The sequence below is a fragment of the Stenotrophomonas terrae genome, from assembly GCF_039674165.1.
GTDB classification, from domain to species: Bacteria; Pseudomonadota; Gammaproteobacteria; order Xanthomonadales; family Xanthomonadaceae; genus Stenotrophomonas; species Stenotrophomonas terrae_A.
Genome location: NZ_JBDJMY010000013.1, coordinates 52989 through 70942, shown reverse-complemented (window position 1 = coordinate 70942; position 17954 = coordinate 52989). Strand labels below are relative to the sequence as shown.

Here is a 17954-nt window from a genome sequence, read left to right as displayed (position 1 = left end):
AGCCCTTGTTGTTCTTGCTTCTCGCTGCCATCTCAACGACCTCGTTTGTCGCTGGCGATCCGGAGAGGTCACCCCAAGCACAGGTCATTCATCTGGTCGTGGAGCTACGTAGCGACGAGATCCAAAGACTGGATAAAAGTGCTGATTGGTGGCGTGACACAGAGGAGCGCTCTTGGTCGGTCAAGGGTCCTTTCGGTTCCGGCACTATTGATAGCACTCACTACTTTCAGGTCAGCTACTTTGGCGTTCATTCGCGTACAAGACCGCGCTCTGTGGCATTTGGTCTGAAACTCGACTCGGGCCGGATGCCCGCGGGTAGGGTGTGATAGCAACCGCTTCTGGCCGCAGGGCGTCATGCGACCCATTGCAGCCATTAGGTTATCAACGGACAGATATCAGCTGTGCAGCGGTTGTTGTCGGCCAAACGACCGCTCTTCGGCGAGGACTGGCCACTTACTGCCCCATAAAAACAAACGCAGGTGAGTACATTCAATGAAGCTTCAAACGATCCGGCTCTCAAATTTCCAATCATGCGGAGCGGCGCCCACCGAAATTCGGCTGGAGGAGATCACGTACCTCATCGGCCCGAACGGCTCTGGCAAGACAGCAGCACTCCAAGCCCTGTGCCGTCTGTTTGCCTTTGATCCATCACTGCGCAGAATCTTGCGCTCGGACTTTCACGTCGCATTCAACGAGACAGCATCGCCTGCTGAGCGTCAGCTGTGGATCGAGGCCGACTTCCTGTTCCCGGAACTTGGCGACGATGACGATAACAGCACTGTAGCTCCTCATTTCGGCCACATGCGTCTTGACGAAGTTGATGGTATACCCCGCGTGCGTTTTCGCCTCATCGCCACCATGGGCTTGGATGGGGACATTGAAGAAAGCATGGTCTATGTGCTGGACATCAATCCAGATGGATCGCCACTGACCACCGCTCAGGTCCCCCGATCTGAACGAAACCATATCCACGTTCATTACCTGCCCGCGCGCCGTGATCCCGCAGATCACATTGCCTATAGCACCAATGCACTGCTGGGACGCATGCTACGCGCGGTAAACTGGGATGCAGAGCGAACTGTCATCAAGGGCCTGACCGACCAAATCAGCGAAAGCTTGGCTGCCAATCCATCAATCAATGCGTTCAGCATAAGCTTGAAGTCGGCATGGAGCGTTTTGCACAGGGGTAGCTTCTTTGCCGACCCCAAGCTCACATTTGTTGCGTCTGAGATTGATGCCTTGCTGCGGCACATGTCGGTCTCATTCACGCCGGGCCATGACGAGCAGTTGGTCGACTTCTCACGACTCAGCGATGGTCAAAAGTCGATGCTGTATCTGTCCATAGTGCTGTCCTCGCAAGCCATCGGTCGCGCGGTCCTGGCTGAAGATGACGATTCTTTCGATGCAGACAAGCTGCGCCCGCCCGTGTTTACGGTGGTGGCGGTCGAAGAGCCAGAAAACAGTCTCTCGCCACACTACCTTGGACGGATCGTCAATGCACTCACCGCGATGACCAGCGATGGCGACGCGCAAGCATTGATTGCGACCCACGCGCCATCAATACTGCGGCGTGTCGCTCCGGAACGTATCCGCTATCTGCGGCTGACCCAGGAGCGAACAACGCGCGTCACACATATCCTGCTGCCAGATGCAGCTGATGAAGCTCACAAGTTTGTGCGTGAGGCAGTGCAAGCCTTTCCAGAAGTATATTTCTCGCGGCTTGTCATTCTTGGAGAAGGCGATAGCGAAGAAATAGTGCTGCCGCGCCTGCTACAGGTCAAAGGAGCGCCGGTTGATGAGTCCGCTGTCACCATTGCCCCGCTTGGGGGCAGGCACGTCAATCACTTCTGGCGTCTGCTGTCGGCTTTGCAGATCCCATATCTGACACTCCTTGATCTGGATGTGGCTCGATATGCCGCTGGCTGGGGACGGATAAAATACGTCAATGACCAACTGGCTGTCTATGCGCCGAGCAAGGTCCTCCCCGCCAACCATGTCATTCCTAAGTGGAATGACGCCACCCACAAGGTTCGAGATTACGACCACTATCTTGCGGAGCTTGAAAAACGAGATGTGTACTTCTCGTACCCCATGGACCTGGATTTCACCATGCTGCTCTCCTTCCCAGAAGCCTACGGCGTCGAGCAAGAAGAGCCGGATCAATCTACGGTCAAGGCTGTTCTCGGCAAGCAGCACCACGACGCCAGCCAGTACAGCGAAGACGAACAGAAGCTGTTCAGTACCTACCATAAGCGCTTCAAGCTTGGTAGCAAACCCGCAGCCCATATAGACGCATTGGCTCAGCTAACAGATGAGAAGTTGCTGGCTGACATGCCAGCATCGCTGAGCAGATTGGCTGATGCCGTTATCGCCAAAATCGCGGAGTTGCCTGAGTGATTGCAGTCGATGCCTGGAAGCCCGCGGATGGGCTGACTCTTGAACCGAATGCATTACGGGCAGCTAAGGAGCCCACGCGCAGTCTCGCGCTGACCGCTGGACCAGGAGCGGGCAAGACCGAAATGCTTGCGCAGCGGGCAGACTTCCTGCTGCGCACGGGGACCTGTCGTTATCCAAAGCGGATTCTGGCCATCTCGTTCAAGGTTGATGCCAGTAGCAACCTGAAAGAGCGGGTCAAGCGGCGCTGTGGTTCCGAGCTTTCCACGCGGTTTGACAGCTATACCTTCCACGCTTTTGCCAAGCGCATCATTGATCGTTTCCGTCCGGTGTTGACGGGTGAATACGCACTGGATGTTGGATACAAAATTGCAGATCGAAAACTTGGTCCATCACGAACCTTGATCGAATTCTCCGATCTTGTGCCGTTTGCAATCCAAATTTTGCAGCAGTCTGCAGTCGCGAGAAACGCCATTCGGCAAGCCTATAGCGACGTGTTCCTCGACGAATTCCAGGACTGCACCAGCCTTCAGTACAAGTTGCTCAAGGTCGTCTTTCAAGGTACGAGCACTCGCTTGACCGCCGTGGGCGACACTAAGCAGAAAATCATGGGCTGGGCGGGAGCCATGGACGGTATCTTTCAGGCTTTCGTTGCCGATTTTTCTGCTACTCCGATCAGTATGTACCGAAACTTTCGCTCAAAGCCGCGGCTGCTTCGCTTGCAGAACGAGATCATCCGCAAGCTTGACCCATCTTCCGTCATGCCTGATGAGGAGCTTGGCGGCGACGAAGGCGAGGTACTTGCCTGGCGTTTTGAAGATGGTCGTCAGGAGGCTGACAGCCTCGCAGGCTTGATTGAAGGCTGGATAAAGAACGAGCACCTGCCACCTGCGGAAATTGCGGTCCTGATTCGCAATCAGCTCGACCTGTACGCCGATCACCTGATGGCGGCATTGGAGGCGCGTGGCATCCCCTTCCGCAACGAGCAGCAGATGCAGGACATCACGGTTGAGCCTGCGGCACGTTTGATCGTGGATTATCTCTCCTGCCTCTATGGTCAGCGTGAGCCCAAAGCTTGGATTCGGCTCATGAATCAGCTGATCCCTTTTGCTGATGAAGAAATTCAATCGAACGCGCGCAAGGACCTTGATCGGCTCGTTAAGCGGCAGCGAAGAGAGACAGCCATCGTCAAACTGCTCGATGATCCCTTCGCCGGCTGGTGGAAGTTTGTTCAGGCATTCCTGAAGCAAATCAGTATCGAAACGTTGGTGTCGATTTCCCCGGACTACGAGTCGCACGATCGGTTGAAAGAGGTGATTCGCGATACCAAGGCCAAGATCGAGGAATTGCTAAAGTTGGAGCCTGACTTACCCAAGGCTCTTGAGCGGTTCTCAGACGACCAGGCCGTACGAATTCTCACTATCCATAAGAGCAAGGGCCTTGAATTTGACTCGGTCATCATCATGGCCGTCGAGAACGAAATTTTCTTTGGCGATCAGGATGAGAACCGATGCGCTTATTTCGTCGGGGTTTCTCGTGCTAAGAAGCGTTTGGTCCTTACATACGCCGATCAACGGGAGCGCCCAGCGGGACATACGAAGCGCTGGGATGTGCAACGCACTGCTCAAAATGAATACTTTGGTTATGCCACGCCGTTCTTAAAAAAGGAGCAATAGGAAATCAGAGCGACGCTGGATTCGGGTGATATTCGGCGACTTGGTTCGTCGACAGCCGGCACCCAAGATCCTTTTCTCCTTGGCCTTCCTCGGTCGGGCGAAGGCATGTGAAGCGGTAGAAATTGGTGGCTACGAATGTCGGCTATCTGTTTAGGCGATCGTTCGGCGTGTTGATGGTGAACGAAAAATATCAGCCTGTTCCTGCGGTACTCGATCTCGCGCCGGACGACAGCTTTTGACCGAAAGTTGACCTGGTCGATTATGGCGACGCATGAAGCAAATCTGACTGCGCGCGCATGGCGTGCGCCCGTGCGAGAATCCGGGCGAGCCCGCCTTAGCGGGAACCCGCCCATGACCGAACTTGATCAGGTCAGTTCGTAGCGCTTTTCGATTACGGCGAACAGCTGAGCAGCCTCTTCTTTGGCACGCCTGCTCTCCGCGGTCGCAAGTGGTGCCAATTCGATTCCGTCGACACCCCCGACATACATTGGCCCGCCGACATCATCGTCATAGAGTGTGCCGTCTTCATTGATCGCTTCATGTCGATTTTGGCTCAGGTCCCGCCCTAGCATGCGCGAAAGATGCATCCAGACCCACGAGCGGAACGGTGTCTCGTTCCGGTCTTCGATAAGCGCGTGCATAGCGGATACATCACCGTCGCGTGCGAGCACGGTTAACCATTGGTGGGCCAACTCGGGTCGACCATGCGTATCGGCCAAGTTAGCCATGGCGTAGGGATCCATTTCATCCGACGGCTCAAGCTCGAGCACCCCGGGATCACCGTAGCGCTCCGCGGTGAGCAGCATCGCGCGTGCAACCCCGCCCCTTGCCGCTGCAAGGAGGTGGTACCGATGTTTGGCCACAACTCGAACGAACCTGTCCGCGCCTGCGGCGATCTCTGCAAAGCCCACTGGCTCGACTGACCACTGACCACGCCGACGCAGTTCGCGGCCGAAGCGGCGGTCATCCTCGTCTGGCAGCCCCCCATAGGGCTCAAGCATGTAGGCGCTCGCTAGATGTGCAGCGGCTATGCCGCGCGACGCGGCCGCCTCCAATCCTTCTAGCAGCAAGGGGAGTTCGCCTAGCAGCGCATCAAACCCTTGCTGCATGCGGCTGACTAGGTCGGTCGCCACCCATTCGGCTACGACAGCCGACCCTGCGCCTCCAGCTTCCGCCCACTCGCTTTCATGGCTCGCGAGCGCGGTAATCAGCTCCTCAAAGCGAACCGGTGCATAGCCGGATGTACCGAGTAAGCTAACCAAGCCTTGGGCTGCTCGCTCTGCCTCCTCGAGTGACATCCCAAAGTGCAGACACCTCTGGATGACCAGGTTCTCATCTGCCGTGAGGCCTGTCTTGCACCAAGGAACGTCGCACCACGCGGCCTGATGATGGAACGCAGCATGGGTAGCGAATCCAGCGGCTGCCGCCAGCAGCTCATGGACCTGGCTGCGGGTTAGAGACGCTGAAACTTGCGTCCGAAGATACGCATGGACATGAAACGCATATTGCTTGATGGTCATGACTCGTCCTCGATGGCCAAGCCGATCCGGGTCAGGCGCACACGTTTAAGTCCCCGGCAGCTGGCCAGAAGAAGAATCAATCAGGGAATACGGCCTGTTTTTGCTCGTGTGCAAGCAAGGCGGGCGCCGCAGGTAGTGTATGCCTTCTGCTACCGGGATTCCAAACGCGCTGAAACTGCGCGCACTGGTTCCCGACCTCACCGTTCCTACTATGGCCGGCAGAGGGACAGGGCCGATCAGCGAGGCCCGATTCTGAACCAAAGCGGGATCTGCCGGGGTCGCTACAGAGTTCAGCTATAAATTGAGCCTACCGCTTCGCACTCCGTCAGCGTGGCTCGAAACTTCGTTAGCCAGCCTCACTGCCGTTGGATAGCCTCTGACACCTCTACAGCCCAGCGAGAGGTGTGGATGATCCGCGTCTCCTGCAGCTGCTCTTGAAGGATCTCGCGTTTGGTTAGTTGAGACACAGCTTCCCACTCGTTCCTGAAAATGTAGGTAGCGTTGCCTGACTCCGGACTCTCGAAGACGTATCGGCGCCTGCGTGTGAATCCGAAGACGATGTACTCGCTAAACCCACCTAGCCCCACGGCCATGAAGTCAGGCTCGTGCCGAGTGATAGTGCGGATGCGATGTTTTGCAGTTTCGCGATCGCTTTCCGATAGCCGCTCTAGGTAGCCCTCCAAGGCCTGAACCGCTCTATCGAATGGGAAGATTCCAGGGGGGAGAATGCGCCAGTTGATCTTTTGGACCCTGACCGGCACCGCCAGGGCTGGATCAACGATGTCAAAGTGCTGGAAGCACTCCAAGTAGATATTGAGAAGGTTGGCGATGCTATCTTCTGGCTCCGTCCGATCAATGGTCCTTGTAGCCATTGCGATTCCAGCATCAGTCTGTACTGCCGTCAGGAACTCGCCAGGCGGAGCAATATGTTCCCTAGGGTAAGTGTCATACGATCTCGTCTGAGTGCCGTGATGAGTCTGCCCGTGCCAGTCCTTCCATGAGGTATTGATCATTCGAGACTTGCTGATCATCGGAAGGTCTTTCCTGATGATCTCTTTACCACGCGCATTAAAGAGCGTAGCCGGCCCGTCGGCGCTCGGCACGATCGACGCACCCGTGGGTGGAATATGGTCAAATCCCAAAAGCACAGCTTGGTCATCAGTTAGGGGAGCGCTGAGCAGTCGAAACTGTGGCAGCCGTGCGATGGTGCTTCGGTAGATTGAAAGACCCCTCACTTGCTTGGGCATGCGCTACTCCTTATGTAATGAGAAAGCGGGATAACCAAATTTGCGGAGCTATAGCCGACTCGCAAGTAATGCAGCTACTTTATAGTTCACGGAGAGATAGTACAAATACGTGCTATATCAACGCTTCCTGACCTTTGAGTATAGCTCTAAGGATTGCTTGCGAGCTGTAGTTTAGGTCTGGCGTAGGCCAATCCCCGTTGAGTATTCTACTAGGGCTAAGCAGCGCCACGACTTAACTTCGGACTTTTCTCCTTCATGAGCATCACCGACAAGACAAGGAAAGTGCTTTGGGGCCGGTCAGGGAATCTTTGCGCGTTCTGTAAAACTCCTCTAGTCCTAGACGCGTCAATGCTAGATGCCGAGTCGGTGGTCGGCGATGAATGTCACATCATCTCAGGGGCAGCAAAGGGGCCACGGCACGATCCATCCTTTTCTCCAGAGCTCAACGATGACTTGTCCAATCTTCTTCTACTATGTCGAGTTCACCACAAGCTGGTAGATGATCAGCCGGAGACCTTCTCTGCAGGAATGCTTCGCCAGCTTAGGGGCAATCACGAAGCATGGGTCAAAGAGCGCCTTCGCCAGTCCGACAGAGCGGAGGCCCCTACAATCGTGCGGTCAGCCGCTGACATTCCTACTCATCTCCTACTCGTTACATCTGCAAAGACATTGCTGGATCACGCTGCAGGCTGCCACGGCCGCTACTACGACTACCCCGACGATCTTTCAGAGCCTGATCTCGATGCTGTAGGCGCATTCCTGCAGAATCTGACAGATTGGATTGACGTTGGTTTGGACGAGCCCCACGAGAGGATAAGCGCTCAACGTTCGCTAGCGGAGAACATGATGGACCTGGACGAAGCCGGTCTACGGATCTATCTGGCCCGAGAACGGCAGCAGTTACGTGGCGGCATTGCGGCACCCTCGGCATTCTATGTGCTGCATCTCCGAATAGTCAGGCATAACGACCCAGGGCAAATTTCCTTGGGATCGTCCGAAAGCCGTTAGGCCACTTAAAATTCATCTTTACGAAGTTCAAGTGTCAGCCGGGAGCTGCTGATTTGACCTTCGGCGAGGCAGAGCTTGGCAAGATCGACAACGCGCTCGCGCTAATCGACATCAAAGGCGCACCGCTACCAGTGGGCTGGGATGCTTCCATCGATCGCTGATATCTCCATCCAGCCCCGAAACCTGCAGTGGAAGCTCGCCGAGTAACGCAGCAACATCCATTCTCGCTGTCGCGGCAGGATTCGAGTGGCGGCGGTATGCTGCCGCTCATGGTCGGAATTCTGCTTCGCTTGCTCGGAGGGTGTACCGAGTTGACAGGCACTACAGTCCTCCCGATGCAGTCCATTTGCGATAGCGAAAAAGACGGCTGGGATGAACAGACGGTAAGCAGAGCTGGCCAGGCGTGGGCCAAACAGCACTCTCAAGATTCAAGTGCAACACGGGATTAGAATGCTTCGACTTCCGCCTCCATCCAAATCGCGAGACACAGCACCCACTGAAAAATCGGTGACAACTCTACGGAAAATTGGTTGCAAAAAGCTAAATGCCGGAGTGGAATCGACATGCACTGGAAGTGCTGCGCGAACCATTGGAATCGGGCACGGTCACGGTATCGCGGGCGGCACGCAGCATGGAGTTCCCGGCGCGCTTCCAGTTGATCGCGGCCATGAACCCCTGCCCCTGTAAGGATTACATAGGCAAACAAGTCAGCACAGATTACATGCTAGGGTGCCGACACATCCGTCCATCTGGAGGTAACGGTGCCACTCGAACAGATTTCGCATGTGCCTTGTCGCGCCGATACGAGTGGGGGTACGGTCAGTTGGAAGCCGGTAACGATCCGCAGCACCATCCATGGATTACCACAAATCGTTTGGGCTGATCAAAGCCCTTGGCGGGAAGCCAATTTATGGGCACTTGAGCAGGCACGCAAAGCAACTAAGAGCATGAAAACTGTGCTCTCGGCGATGACACACCTCAACGCTTACGCGAAATGGTTAGAGGATGAAGGAGTAAGGTGGTGGGATTTTCCTTCGCGCGAATCCGATCGATGCCTTGTGCGCTTCCGTGGAGCTTTGATGAACAACGTCGAAGAGGGCTGCTTGGCACCCTCGACTGCAAGTCATCGCATGTCTGCAGTAATCCGGTTCTACCGCTGGCTGCATTCCGAGAATTTACTATCGCCAGAATGGCCTATGTGGAACGAGAAAGTCGTCGGGGTTCGACTGACTGACTCATTCGGCTTTGAAAGAACACTCATCACGAACAGTACGGACCTTGCAATTCCCAATCGAAAAGCATCTCGAGACCCGCTTGAAGGCGGGCTGCTACCGGTCTCCCTTCGACGCAGGAATGCAATTCTTACTTATTGCAACAAGAACGCGAGTCAAGAACTAACCCTAATGCTAGGCCTTGGGTTTCGCACGGGCATGCGTCTTGGAACAATATGCGACCTAAAGATTAAAACCCTCCAACGAGCCGTACCAGATCCGTCCTTTCCCGGCTGGTTTCGAATAGCCGTCGGGCCTGGCGCACATCCACCAGTGCACACGAAGTATGGAGTAACAGGTCAGATCTGGATAGATGAGTCTGACTTGCAAGCAATCACCTCCTACTCGTTCGAATTTCGCCGATTGAACAGGCAGGCTAGGGCCGCTCCTGAGCATAGAGAGCATGTATTTCTTACGCGAAATGGCGCTCCCTACGGTGCCGATTCTGGAGATAAATCGAACGCGCTCAACGTAGAGCTCCATCGTCTGCGTAGAAGAAGCATAGCCGAAGGGATAGAGGACTTACGCAACTTTCACTTTCACCAAAGCCGTTGCACGTTCGCCACGGAAATAGCGCGACTAGCACTCAAACACGGAAATGCAAACCAGGCCATTAGCTTTGTGAAACAAGCCCTGCTTCATCGGGATGAATCAACCACCCTAAAGTACATTCGGTTTGTTGAGAACAACTCCGTTATGGCAAGCGCTGCAGATGAATTCACCAAAGCGTTCGTAGGCTTCCCTGCCGTAGTGGAGGAAAGTGAGCTTGAGTAAGCAAGCCCGACCCGATCTGACATTTCCGCAAATCCCCTACGGAAGCCACCAGGTACAACACGACCTCCAGTTGCTCCTTTACCGCGGTGCGAGCAGTGTGCACTTAAGCAAGGTTGGCGCTTTACTCGCTGACGGGTGCCTCGGTCATCCGATCATGCAGCGCCTACCTCTTGTGACTAAGCTGCATGACGCAATCTCGGGGTCCATCGCCATGGGTAAGAGTCGTTCCACGGCTCTCAATCGCATCAAGGCCTTGAGAATCTTCTACGCCTGGGCTGACGCTAACCGACGGGATTTGACCGTAGAATCAGCACTCGATGACTTTATAGCTTGGGGTAACTCACTGTGGCATAGAGTGCACATAGCAAAAGATATGAATCAGATGTACGCATATCGGCTTGCAAATGCGGCATCTTCACCCCTGAAGACGGCTTTGGATATACGGCTGTCACCTATTCGGCAAACGATGCTTGAGGCGGTTCCAGTCAAGAAAAAAGTCCTAAGCACAAAAGCTGACAAGCAGAACCTCGCCGAAACGTTCGAATTCGGACACGCACTTTTCGACATCACGCAAGCTCTCACAGTCGAGGCAATCAGGGGACCTCTCCCTATAGAAATTGAGCTCCGAATTGGAAAGAAAGCACTCGTCTGGTGCGGACTCAAACCTTCCAAAGAAATCAAAGGCCTTCACTTTAGCGCGCCATTGTCGAGACTGGTTAAAGCATTGGATGCGCGGTCGCCCCTTAAAGACACGGCATCAATCAGGTGTAGATACCCGGCGATCAATCTAAGGGTAGATGCTGAGCTCCTCATGTTTATCGCGCAAACCGGCATGAATCTGACTCAAGCGTACAAGTTGAAACGAGGCAGCTTTCGTTATCGATCAGAAGGTGAGAACTTTTTGGTTTATAGGGCCTACAAAAGGAGAATGGGGGGAGAATCTGAGTTCAGGATATTCAGAGAGTATCGATCCCTTTTCCAAAAATATATCGAATGGCTGGACGCCATTATTCCGGAAGAGGAAGATCAAAGACTCTTTCCTTACATGTACTCCGGAAAAATCCCATCCTTCGCCACCGCCCCCGGCTTTAAATCTATACGCCATCATTGCAAGGAGCTCAACATAAAGTGCGTTCGACCCATGGAGCTCAGAAGCACTAGAGTTAACTGGGTACTCCGGCGCAGTCGCGATCCCGAGATTACAGCTCAGATGGCGCAGCACTCGAAGGAAACCCTTCTTCGCATATACGAAAGGCCTCACCATCAAACAGCTGCAAGGGAGATCTCCAGATTCCATGCGCTCAATGATTCGAGCAGGGCTCCACCTGGACCGGGAACATGCGTTGGGCAGAATCCACAAACCACTTCGCCCACTAGATTTCCTCCCGCATATCCAACGCCCGATTGCATTAGCCCTAGCGGTTGTCTTTTCTGTCAGTTCCACCGGGATATGGACACCCAAGACTATGTGTGGTCATTAACTAGCTTTAGTTACTACAAGTGCCTTGAGCTATCTCGATTCCGTCCGATCCAAGAAGAAGTTTCCCCGCACCCCGCGGTTGCAGTGATCGAACGAATTGATGCCAAGCTTGCCTCCTTCCGAGAAGCGAGCAGCTTGCGATCGGCGTGGGTGGATGAAGCGCGGGATCGAGTTCGTGAAGGCAGATTCCACCCGGCATGGGATGGTTTTATTCAACTTCTGGAGGCTAAGTGAAGGCGCACAGTCTTTCGGCTTCGGAGCGTTTTGATAGCCAACTGAGCAAATCGGAGCACACACCTCCGCTACCGACTTGGCCTCCTCCTCAAGATTTCCCAATTATCGTGGACGCTTCCGGGAGAACTGTCAGCTACTACGGTGACCATAAGTGGAATCTCAACGTCTGGGCTGGCAAGCCCGTCACTCTCAACTTTGGTGACGGCCCACCGCGCAAGAACTGCCCCAGCCTATCAAATGAAAATGCGAACCTATTGCGCCAGATTTCGGCTTGGTGGCTTCACGGCCCCGTTCGAGCCAGATCACCTGAAGCGCTGCTCAGGCGCTTCGAGATAATACGACCCATCTTTGTACTTTGTTCGCAGAACCGCATCAAGGCGAGCGACCTTATGCGCTTTCCTCGCGCTGTTGATCTCGTGGCAGGAGTTCTAGCCCCCTCATCAGCTCACTACGGACTTACGCTTCTGCATCAACTGTGGGAACTACGCGATTCCTTAGGCTTTCATTTACTTGATACGGAGAACTTAAAAGCAATTGGTGCATCGCTCTCCAAGCACGAGAAGGAACAGACTCCGTACATTCCACCCAGAATTTGGCAGTATCAGCTAAACCGTCTAAAGGCCTGCATCGATGATTTCAATGACAATCGACGGGAAATCGAAGCATGCTATCTTTTTTGTCTTGATGCCTACGCTAGAAACTCAGGGTCCCTAGCTCAAGCGTGCCGAAGAGAAACGAAGTCCGGCCACAGGCCCTTCGGCGGCCATAGAAGAGCAGGCGAATCCACAGATGGCCGTTTGTTCCACGGCCCATTCCACCTAACGGCACGTAGATTCGGTATAGACGGCCTGCTGGAACGTTGGCTTCTTCAACCTGGGGAGAGTCTAGAGAAGTCAGGACGCGGCATCCACTCTCTCAGTACGTATTTCACCCTTATCGGATTTGTTGGTACCGCATATCTTGCGAACTTCTCGCTCATGCGCATCGAGGAAGCGTGGTCATTGCGTTCTGACTGTCTGACCGTTGAGCGAGATGATCTAGGGGACGATATTCACATCTTACAGGGCGTTACGACCAAGACCGTTGAGGACGACGATGCCCGATGGATCACCGCACCTACATCCCATGCCGCAGTAGAAGCGATGGCCTGCGTTGCCAAGCTTCGAATGCTTGCCGCGGACGCCAACCCTGATGTCCCGGTCACCGATGATGACTTGCGTGCCCCATTTCTAACTCTCAGGCCTTATGAGCCTTGGGGCGGCAGGGCAGGCGATATGAATCTCCCTATCGCCATTAGACAGACCTCTCAAAGCTATAGGAACTTCATAGAGAGATTCCCACAGCTCTTCGATAGCCAGATTATGAAAATCACCAGTGCGGATCTTGAGATTGCTCGTCTCGTGACACCTAGCCTAGACCCAGAACTGTTCGAGGTGGGCAAGGTGTGGCCAATTGCGTGGCATCAGCTGCGTCGGACTGGGGCTGTAAACATGACCGCCTCGGGGATAGTGGGAGACTCATCCCTTCAGTACCAGCTTAAGCACGCCAGTCGCGCGATGAGCCGCTACTACGGACAGGGCTACTATCATCTAAATTTTCCGCTCAACGACAGTGCGAAAGCAGAATATATTCGAACAATGTACGAAATGGTTGCAATTGAGTTCTCGCAACTCTCACTCCCCCGCTTTGTTAGTCCGCATGGAAATCCACGAAAGTCTCAGATCCTGTCATTACTGACAGAAAGTAACTCGAAGCAGCTTTCCGCGGCTGCAAAATCTGGAAAGATTGCCTATAGAGAGACTTTATTGGGAGGCTGCACGAATCCAAACCCATGCGCTTACGGTGGAATCGACAACATAACCCGATGCGGGGGAGGAGATGGCTCTCCACCATGCGCTGATGCCATCTTCGACAAAGAAAAGATTCCTACCATCGGCAGTCTCGGCAAGGTTATAGAGTCGCGACTCGCTGTCGCACCAGAGAACTCCCCACTTCAAGAATCGCTGCAAGCTCAGAAGCGAGCCATCGAGAACGCGCTTTATGCCCTCAAGTCCATATAGCAACCATAAGATTGGTCGCGCCGAAAGATCGTTTCGAGATGCTTTCACGAGACTCAAACTAAACGAAACCAGGATCTTGCCGAAGGGAAGTCACGTTACGCAGAACAACGTCGCCCGAGAGGCCGGCTGTGATCCTTCTGCGCTTAGGAAATCAAGATTCCCGAACCTGGTAGAAGAGATACAGTACTGGGTTGCTGAGAACAGCAAAGAAGTGCCACCATCAAAACTGCACACTAGTCGTGTTCAACGCACCCGCAATCGTGACCTGCGGGACCGGATTAAGGCGCTTGAATTGCAACGCGACAAAGCGCTTGGCCTCCTAGCGGAGGCCGATGCTCTCATTTTAGCGCTTACTAATGAAAACTCTCGCTTACGTGCACTCACTCCGTCCAACGTCACTCATATCGGATGCGGTCGATGAATATATTGTAATAAAGCACCGATTACTGCTCAGGTCATGCGGTTAATGTAGCGACATCGTCCGCATCCGGGGGCATCGCGTCCATCAGGATCCCCAACGTTCCTGCCAGCCAAGTCGTCGATCGTACAGGTCCGTAACTTGGTTATGGCTGGAGCGTCTGCGCTCCGGCTTTTTACCCAATATTACTCAACTCTACGATCAGGAAGACCACATCCACCTGCCGATGATCATACTCGTAGGTGGCAATCAACCCAGCCACCTCATGATCCTTATAGTCTAACGGGGTGTGCCTTCGATAGGAAAGACACGCTGGCACTTCGGTTGTGATCATCCCATCGATATAGCTAAGCAATGCACCGAGCGGCTTGTAGGCGTAGATAATGTGAAAGTAGATTCCGCATTGCCCATAAGCGATAAGTTTGTGAAAGTGAGCCTTGATATTCTCCTTGTCAACAGACTTGCAAACCAATGCCTCTAGAACCGCTACTTCCTGACCTGAAGCCCGTATTACAAGATCTCGCTCTCCAAGATTCCCCTTCTCCGTAGATCCACCGAGAGATTGATCCGCAACGTCCCAACGGATGAAAGCGAGCCGCGCATTTAGAATCTCTCTTAGCGCCGTGTTCAGATCGTTCTCGTACTTCGCGCTTTTTCTCGGATCTTGACGCGAGTTCAAATCCCCCACACATTTCGCATGCCCACGATCGCGAAGAATCGCCCCCATGTGCTGAAGCCCTGCGACGGATCTCGAAACAATCCGAACCAGAAAGCCTCTAAGCCCACCGCCAGATGGTTCGAACAGCTGAGCTATCTCCGTCGGCTGAAGCTCACGCATCTTCTGTAAAGAAGATTGTATCGAGGACAATGCGTCTATTTTAGTCGCCACCACCACAGGAGCGTTGAGTGTAATCCCGTCCGACAATGAAGCCCGAAGCTCAACAAGGTCACTTACACGCCCGAACTCGCCAATGGCAGCGTCAAGAACAGTCCGTGCCTCTTCATTTCGTCCCAGCTTCGACATCGCCAGCGCCGCAACATGCTCAAGCCCAAGCGCCTTTTTCTTGGCTCGAATCGGCGCCAAACTTTCCAATGCTTCCTCGGACCTATCTAATGCAACGAGAAGCACCCCACGGTTGGTGAGAAGGCTGCTACTCACCTCGCTTCCATGCTTCTGAATAAATTCATTCATTCCAACCAGCAGCTTCTCCCCTTCCAATCTCATTTCCGTGCCCAAGGGATGAGGGCCGGTGTCAAGCAGCAAACGCAAAGCCGCAGCATAGGCGTTCTCTCTGTAGGCGATGGCGCTCCCGTGCCGAGCAGCAAGCCGATCAAACACCAACTTGGCCTTGGTCAAATCGCCCCCAGATCGAACCAATTGTGATGTCGCACGCCAAAATAGCAGTGAATCCTCTGCTTGCCTGGCGAACTTTGGGTCGAGACTTTCAGGGAGACTCAGTTTATCGAGCTTGGGCCAGTCCCTCTCCTTGAAAAGCAATCGAAGCCGCAGGTCGAAAATATTGCGTTTTACTTCGATCGGCGCTTTCAAAGACAGTGATTCAATAGCATTCAGGTGTTGACGAGCCACGTCCCTCTCATCGGCATCCAGCAACAAGCTGATTCGCCGCTCCATTTCCGACCATGTCCACACTGAAGCAGCAGTGGTCGGCCCCATGCTTCGCAACTTTGTTCGGACAGGCCCTCTCTTCTTGTTTGGAAGCATCACGCAGATTTCAGCGAGAAAGGCAGGATCATCGGATTCTGCAATGGCCCGCAGCATAGCTTGCTGTTGACGAGGTCTTAGTGCTCGCCATGCCTGGGTAAGGTCCTGTGCTGGTGACGTCTGCTCCTTACGGAAGATCCTATCTGGCGCGTACCTATCGGTAAGCGCCGGCACACAACCCTTCTCACCGTGTTGAATGACACTAGTGGAGATCAGTTCCAGCAGCGCATCAACAACTACTTTAGGCACCGATGAACTGGGCCAGCCACTGATAGCACGTGCAAGAAGCTGCACGTGAGTTCTAAGTGTCTTAGCCAATGAGTACTGCACAGCATGGTCATGTTTTGAATACGCCCTATGCGCAATGCCCCTTGCGTCAACGGGTCGCAAGAGCGATTCGCCGGAAGACGAGCTCGACAGGCCAATTTCCACGAGGCTTGCACAGAACGTCGCTGGTAACCAAGACGCATCCGTACGATCCAACTTCAGGTCACGGCAAATGCGTACATAGAGACTGACCACGGGCGACAGATCAAGATGACTGGAAACTGGGAGGATACGCGCCGCATCAAGCAAGACCTTGAAGCATGCCTTTGATGGGTTCCAGTCACCCCTAGCCTGGCCCATGAGATGCTGCAGAACCAGCGACTGATCATTTTCAGCTCCACTTGCCATCATGCCAAGCAGTTCTCTTCCAATGAGTTCTATTCGCTCAGAATCTTCCTGCGAGACCTGACTGCAAGCGGAGTAGCACCAAGTGATTAGTGACGCCAACTCTAGAAGATCGGCCCGTCCGGACTGAAACTGATGAGCTAATATGGATAGCGAATCACGGATTGCGAAGGACTTCATTTGGGTGTCACTGACCGCCCTGTACTCCGCCAGCCTTCCCCCGAAATTAGGGTATTGCATTATGACCCTCACGGCCCAGGCGGCCGTGCGCTCAGACAGAAGCATGTCAACTAGGAGCACTGGAGCGTTGTGCACCTTGAAAATCAGGTGTTGCATGGCTATTGGATGGTCAGCCACTAGATCCATTACAGCCTTGATACTCGCCTCGATGCGGGTCCCGCCGGAGGTATGCTCAATCTCGGAACATAGCAGACCGAAAGCAAAACCTATCGAACTTGACTGCAGCAGTTGATCCATCACCAGTCTCTGGACATCCTGCCTATTTAGGTAATCAAAGCGATTGAACACGGAGCATTCATTGCTCGCCGCCTCCTTCTGGGAACCCGACCTAATCTCGGCAATCTCGCCCTCTCTGTTCGCCGCGGAGACCTGTGCAACCACGGTCTCCCAGTCGCGCCAGATTTGCTGCCTATTGAGAACACGAATGGCTGCCTCGTGGCAGAATCTTCTTTCAAGCGCGCTCCAGCGGTAGTCCCACTGCGCCGGACAGTGAAGCAATTCGCACCAAGCCTGCCACTGCAAGAATGTTCTATCAATCAAGCCGTCAAAAGACGATTGAGAACTGCAGACGTGTTTCCCATCGGTTGAGGCTGCATACTCAACCGACTCGTCATCCGCAGTTAAATCAACGACGTCAGCCAGTTCTGCCCGGCAAAGTTCGGTCCACAACCGCCTTGCTAGCCACGACGCATCTCTGACCGGTAGCTCCTCATCAAGCCGGTTCTCCACCCACCTCTTAACCTCAAGCGCAGGAGCACTCAGGTCACCGGGATTTCCCCTCTCTACGAGATCAATTCTGGCGAGCCCATCGAGAAAACGCTCCGTTCTCGAATTCAGCGGAGGCGCTTTAGCCCCATTCTCTGGCTCATCACTAGAGCGAGCCCATCGGCCACCGTCAAATACCAGCCACCCCATCTGACGCAGCTCTGCAGACGTGGGACATTTGTCATTGATTCGTCCCGGGCAAGCATCCCAGGCCATGAGTATTTCATCGGAAGCGCCACCGAACTCCAAACGATACCGGCGGCACAGCGCGATCAGGGCCTCCTCGTCATAGGTCGGACTTTTGTACCTTGCCTTGCCACCGTCATGTTTAGGCAACCATCGTTCGAACTCACGCCTGATCTGATAGCGATCCTGAAGCGGTGACCAAGAGGTTGTCCACGGAGAAGTCATCTTAAATTCCAACACGCCCCTGGCTCCTTGCCTTTTGGTTACATAGTAGCTTTGTTGGGCG

At 54.1% G+C, this 17954-nt stretch carries 9 protein-coding genes and 1 pseudogene; 7 read left to right on the top strand and 3 right to left on the bottom strand.

What is annotated here, in order from left to right:
* The first annotated feature begins 492 nt into the window (after nt 1–492).
* Entirely contained in the window at nt 493–2397 is a 1905-nt protein-coding gene (locus tag ABE493_RS08260) for an ATP-dependent nuclease (RefSeq protein ID WP_346498460.1), read from the top strand.
* Nucleotides 2394–4070, top strand: a complete 1677-nt coding sequence (locus tag ABE493_RS08255) for an ATP-dependent helicase (RefSeq protein ID WP_346498459.1) — start codon at nt 2394–2396, stop codon at nt 4068–4070. The genes ABE493_RS08260 and ABE493_RS08255 overlap by 4 nt, the downstream gene beginning before the upstream one ends.
* A gap of 365 nt (nt 4071–4435) precedes the next feature.
* Here ABE493_RS08255 and ABE493_RS08250 read toward each other — a convergent pair whose 3' ends face one another.
* Nucleotides 4436–5590: a hypothetical protein gene (locus ABE493_RS08250; protein WP_346498458.1), complete on the bottom strand. Its 1155-nt coding sequence runs from the start codon at nt 5588–5590 to the stop codon at nt 4436–4438.
* Between the two features lie 356 nt (nt 5591–5946).
* The gene (locus ABE493_RS08245) at nt 5947–6837 is read right to left on the bottom strand and encodes a hypothetical protein (RefSeq protein WP_346498457.1); all 891 of its coding nucleotides are present in this window, start codon (nt 6835–6837) and stop codon (nt 5947–5949) included.
* A 255-nt stretch (nt 6838–7092) separates the two neighbouring features.
* Between ABE493_RS08245 and ABE493_RS08240 the strand changes: the two genes are divergently transcribed.
* From ABE493_RS08240 to ABE493_RS08220, 5 genes and pseudogenes are all read left to right on the top strand, one after another.
* Nucleotides 7093–7845: an HNH endonuclease gene (locus ABE493_RS08240; RefSeq protein WP_346498456.1), complete on the top strand. Its 753-nt coding sequence runs from the start codon at nt 7093–7095 to the stop codon at nt 7843–7845.
* 544 nt (nt 7846–8389) lie between these two features.
* A pseudogene (locus ABE493_RS08235) lies at nt 8390–8539 on the top strand (ATP-binding protein); the annotation flags it as partial.
* A 67-nt stretch (nt 8540–8606) separates the two neighbouring features.
* Entirely contained in the window at nt 8607–9890 is a 1284-nt protein-coding gene (locus ABE493_RS08230; RefSeq protein ID WP_346498491.1) for a site-specific integrase, read from the top strand.
* Nucleotides 9883–11604 (top strand): hypothetical protein, encoded by a 1722-nt coding sequence (locus ABE493_RS08225; protein WP_346498455.1) that lies wholly within the window; start codon nt 9883–9885, stop codon nt 11602–11604. The genes ABE493_RS08230 and ABE493_RS08225 overlap by 8 nt, the downstream gene beginning before the upstream one ends.
* Nucleotides 11601–13664: a hypothetical protein gene (locus tag ABE493_RS08220; RefSeq protein WP_346498454.1), complete on the top strand. Its 2064-nt coding sequence runs from the start codon at nt 11601–11603 to the stop codon at nt 13662–13664. Before ABE493_RS08225 ends, ABE493_RS08220 begins: the two co-directional genes overlap by 4 nt.
* 593 nt (nt 13665–14257) lie before the next feature.
* On the opposite strand, the gene ABE493_RS08215 is transcribed toward ABE493_RS08220, so the two are convergent.
* On the bottom strand, nt 14258–17893 hold the full coding sequence (locus tag ABE493_RS08215; RefSeq protein ID WP_346498453.1) for a hypothetical protein: 3636 nt from the start codon (nt 17891–17893) through the stop codon (nt 14258–14260).
* Nucleotides 17894–17954: the final 61 nt, after the last annotated feature.

Coding starts and splice junctions, on each gene's coding strand:
- ABE493_RS08260 (WP_346498460.1), top strand. CDS start 493: ATGAAGCTTCAAACGATCCGGCTCTCAAATTTCCAATCATGCGGAGCG.
- ABE493_RS08250 (WP_346498458.1), bottom strand. CDS start 5,590: ATGACCATCAAGCAATATGCGTTTCATGTCCATGCGTATCTTCGGACG.
- ABE493_RS08245 (WP_346498457.1), bottom strand. CDS start 6,837: ATGCCCAAGCAAGTGAGGGGTCTTTCAATCTACCGAAGCACCATCGCA.
- ABE493_RS08240 (WP_346498456.1), top strand. CDS start 7,093: ATGAGCATCACCGACAAGACAAGGAAAGTGCTTTGGGGCCGGTCAGGG.
- ABE493_RS08215 (WP_346498453.1), bottom strand. CDS start 17,893: ATGACTTCTCCGTGGACAACCTCTTGGTCACCGCTTCAGGATCGCTAT.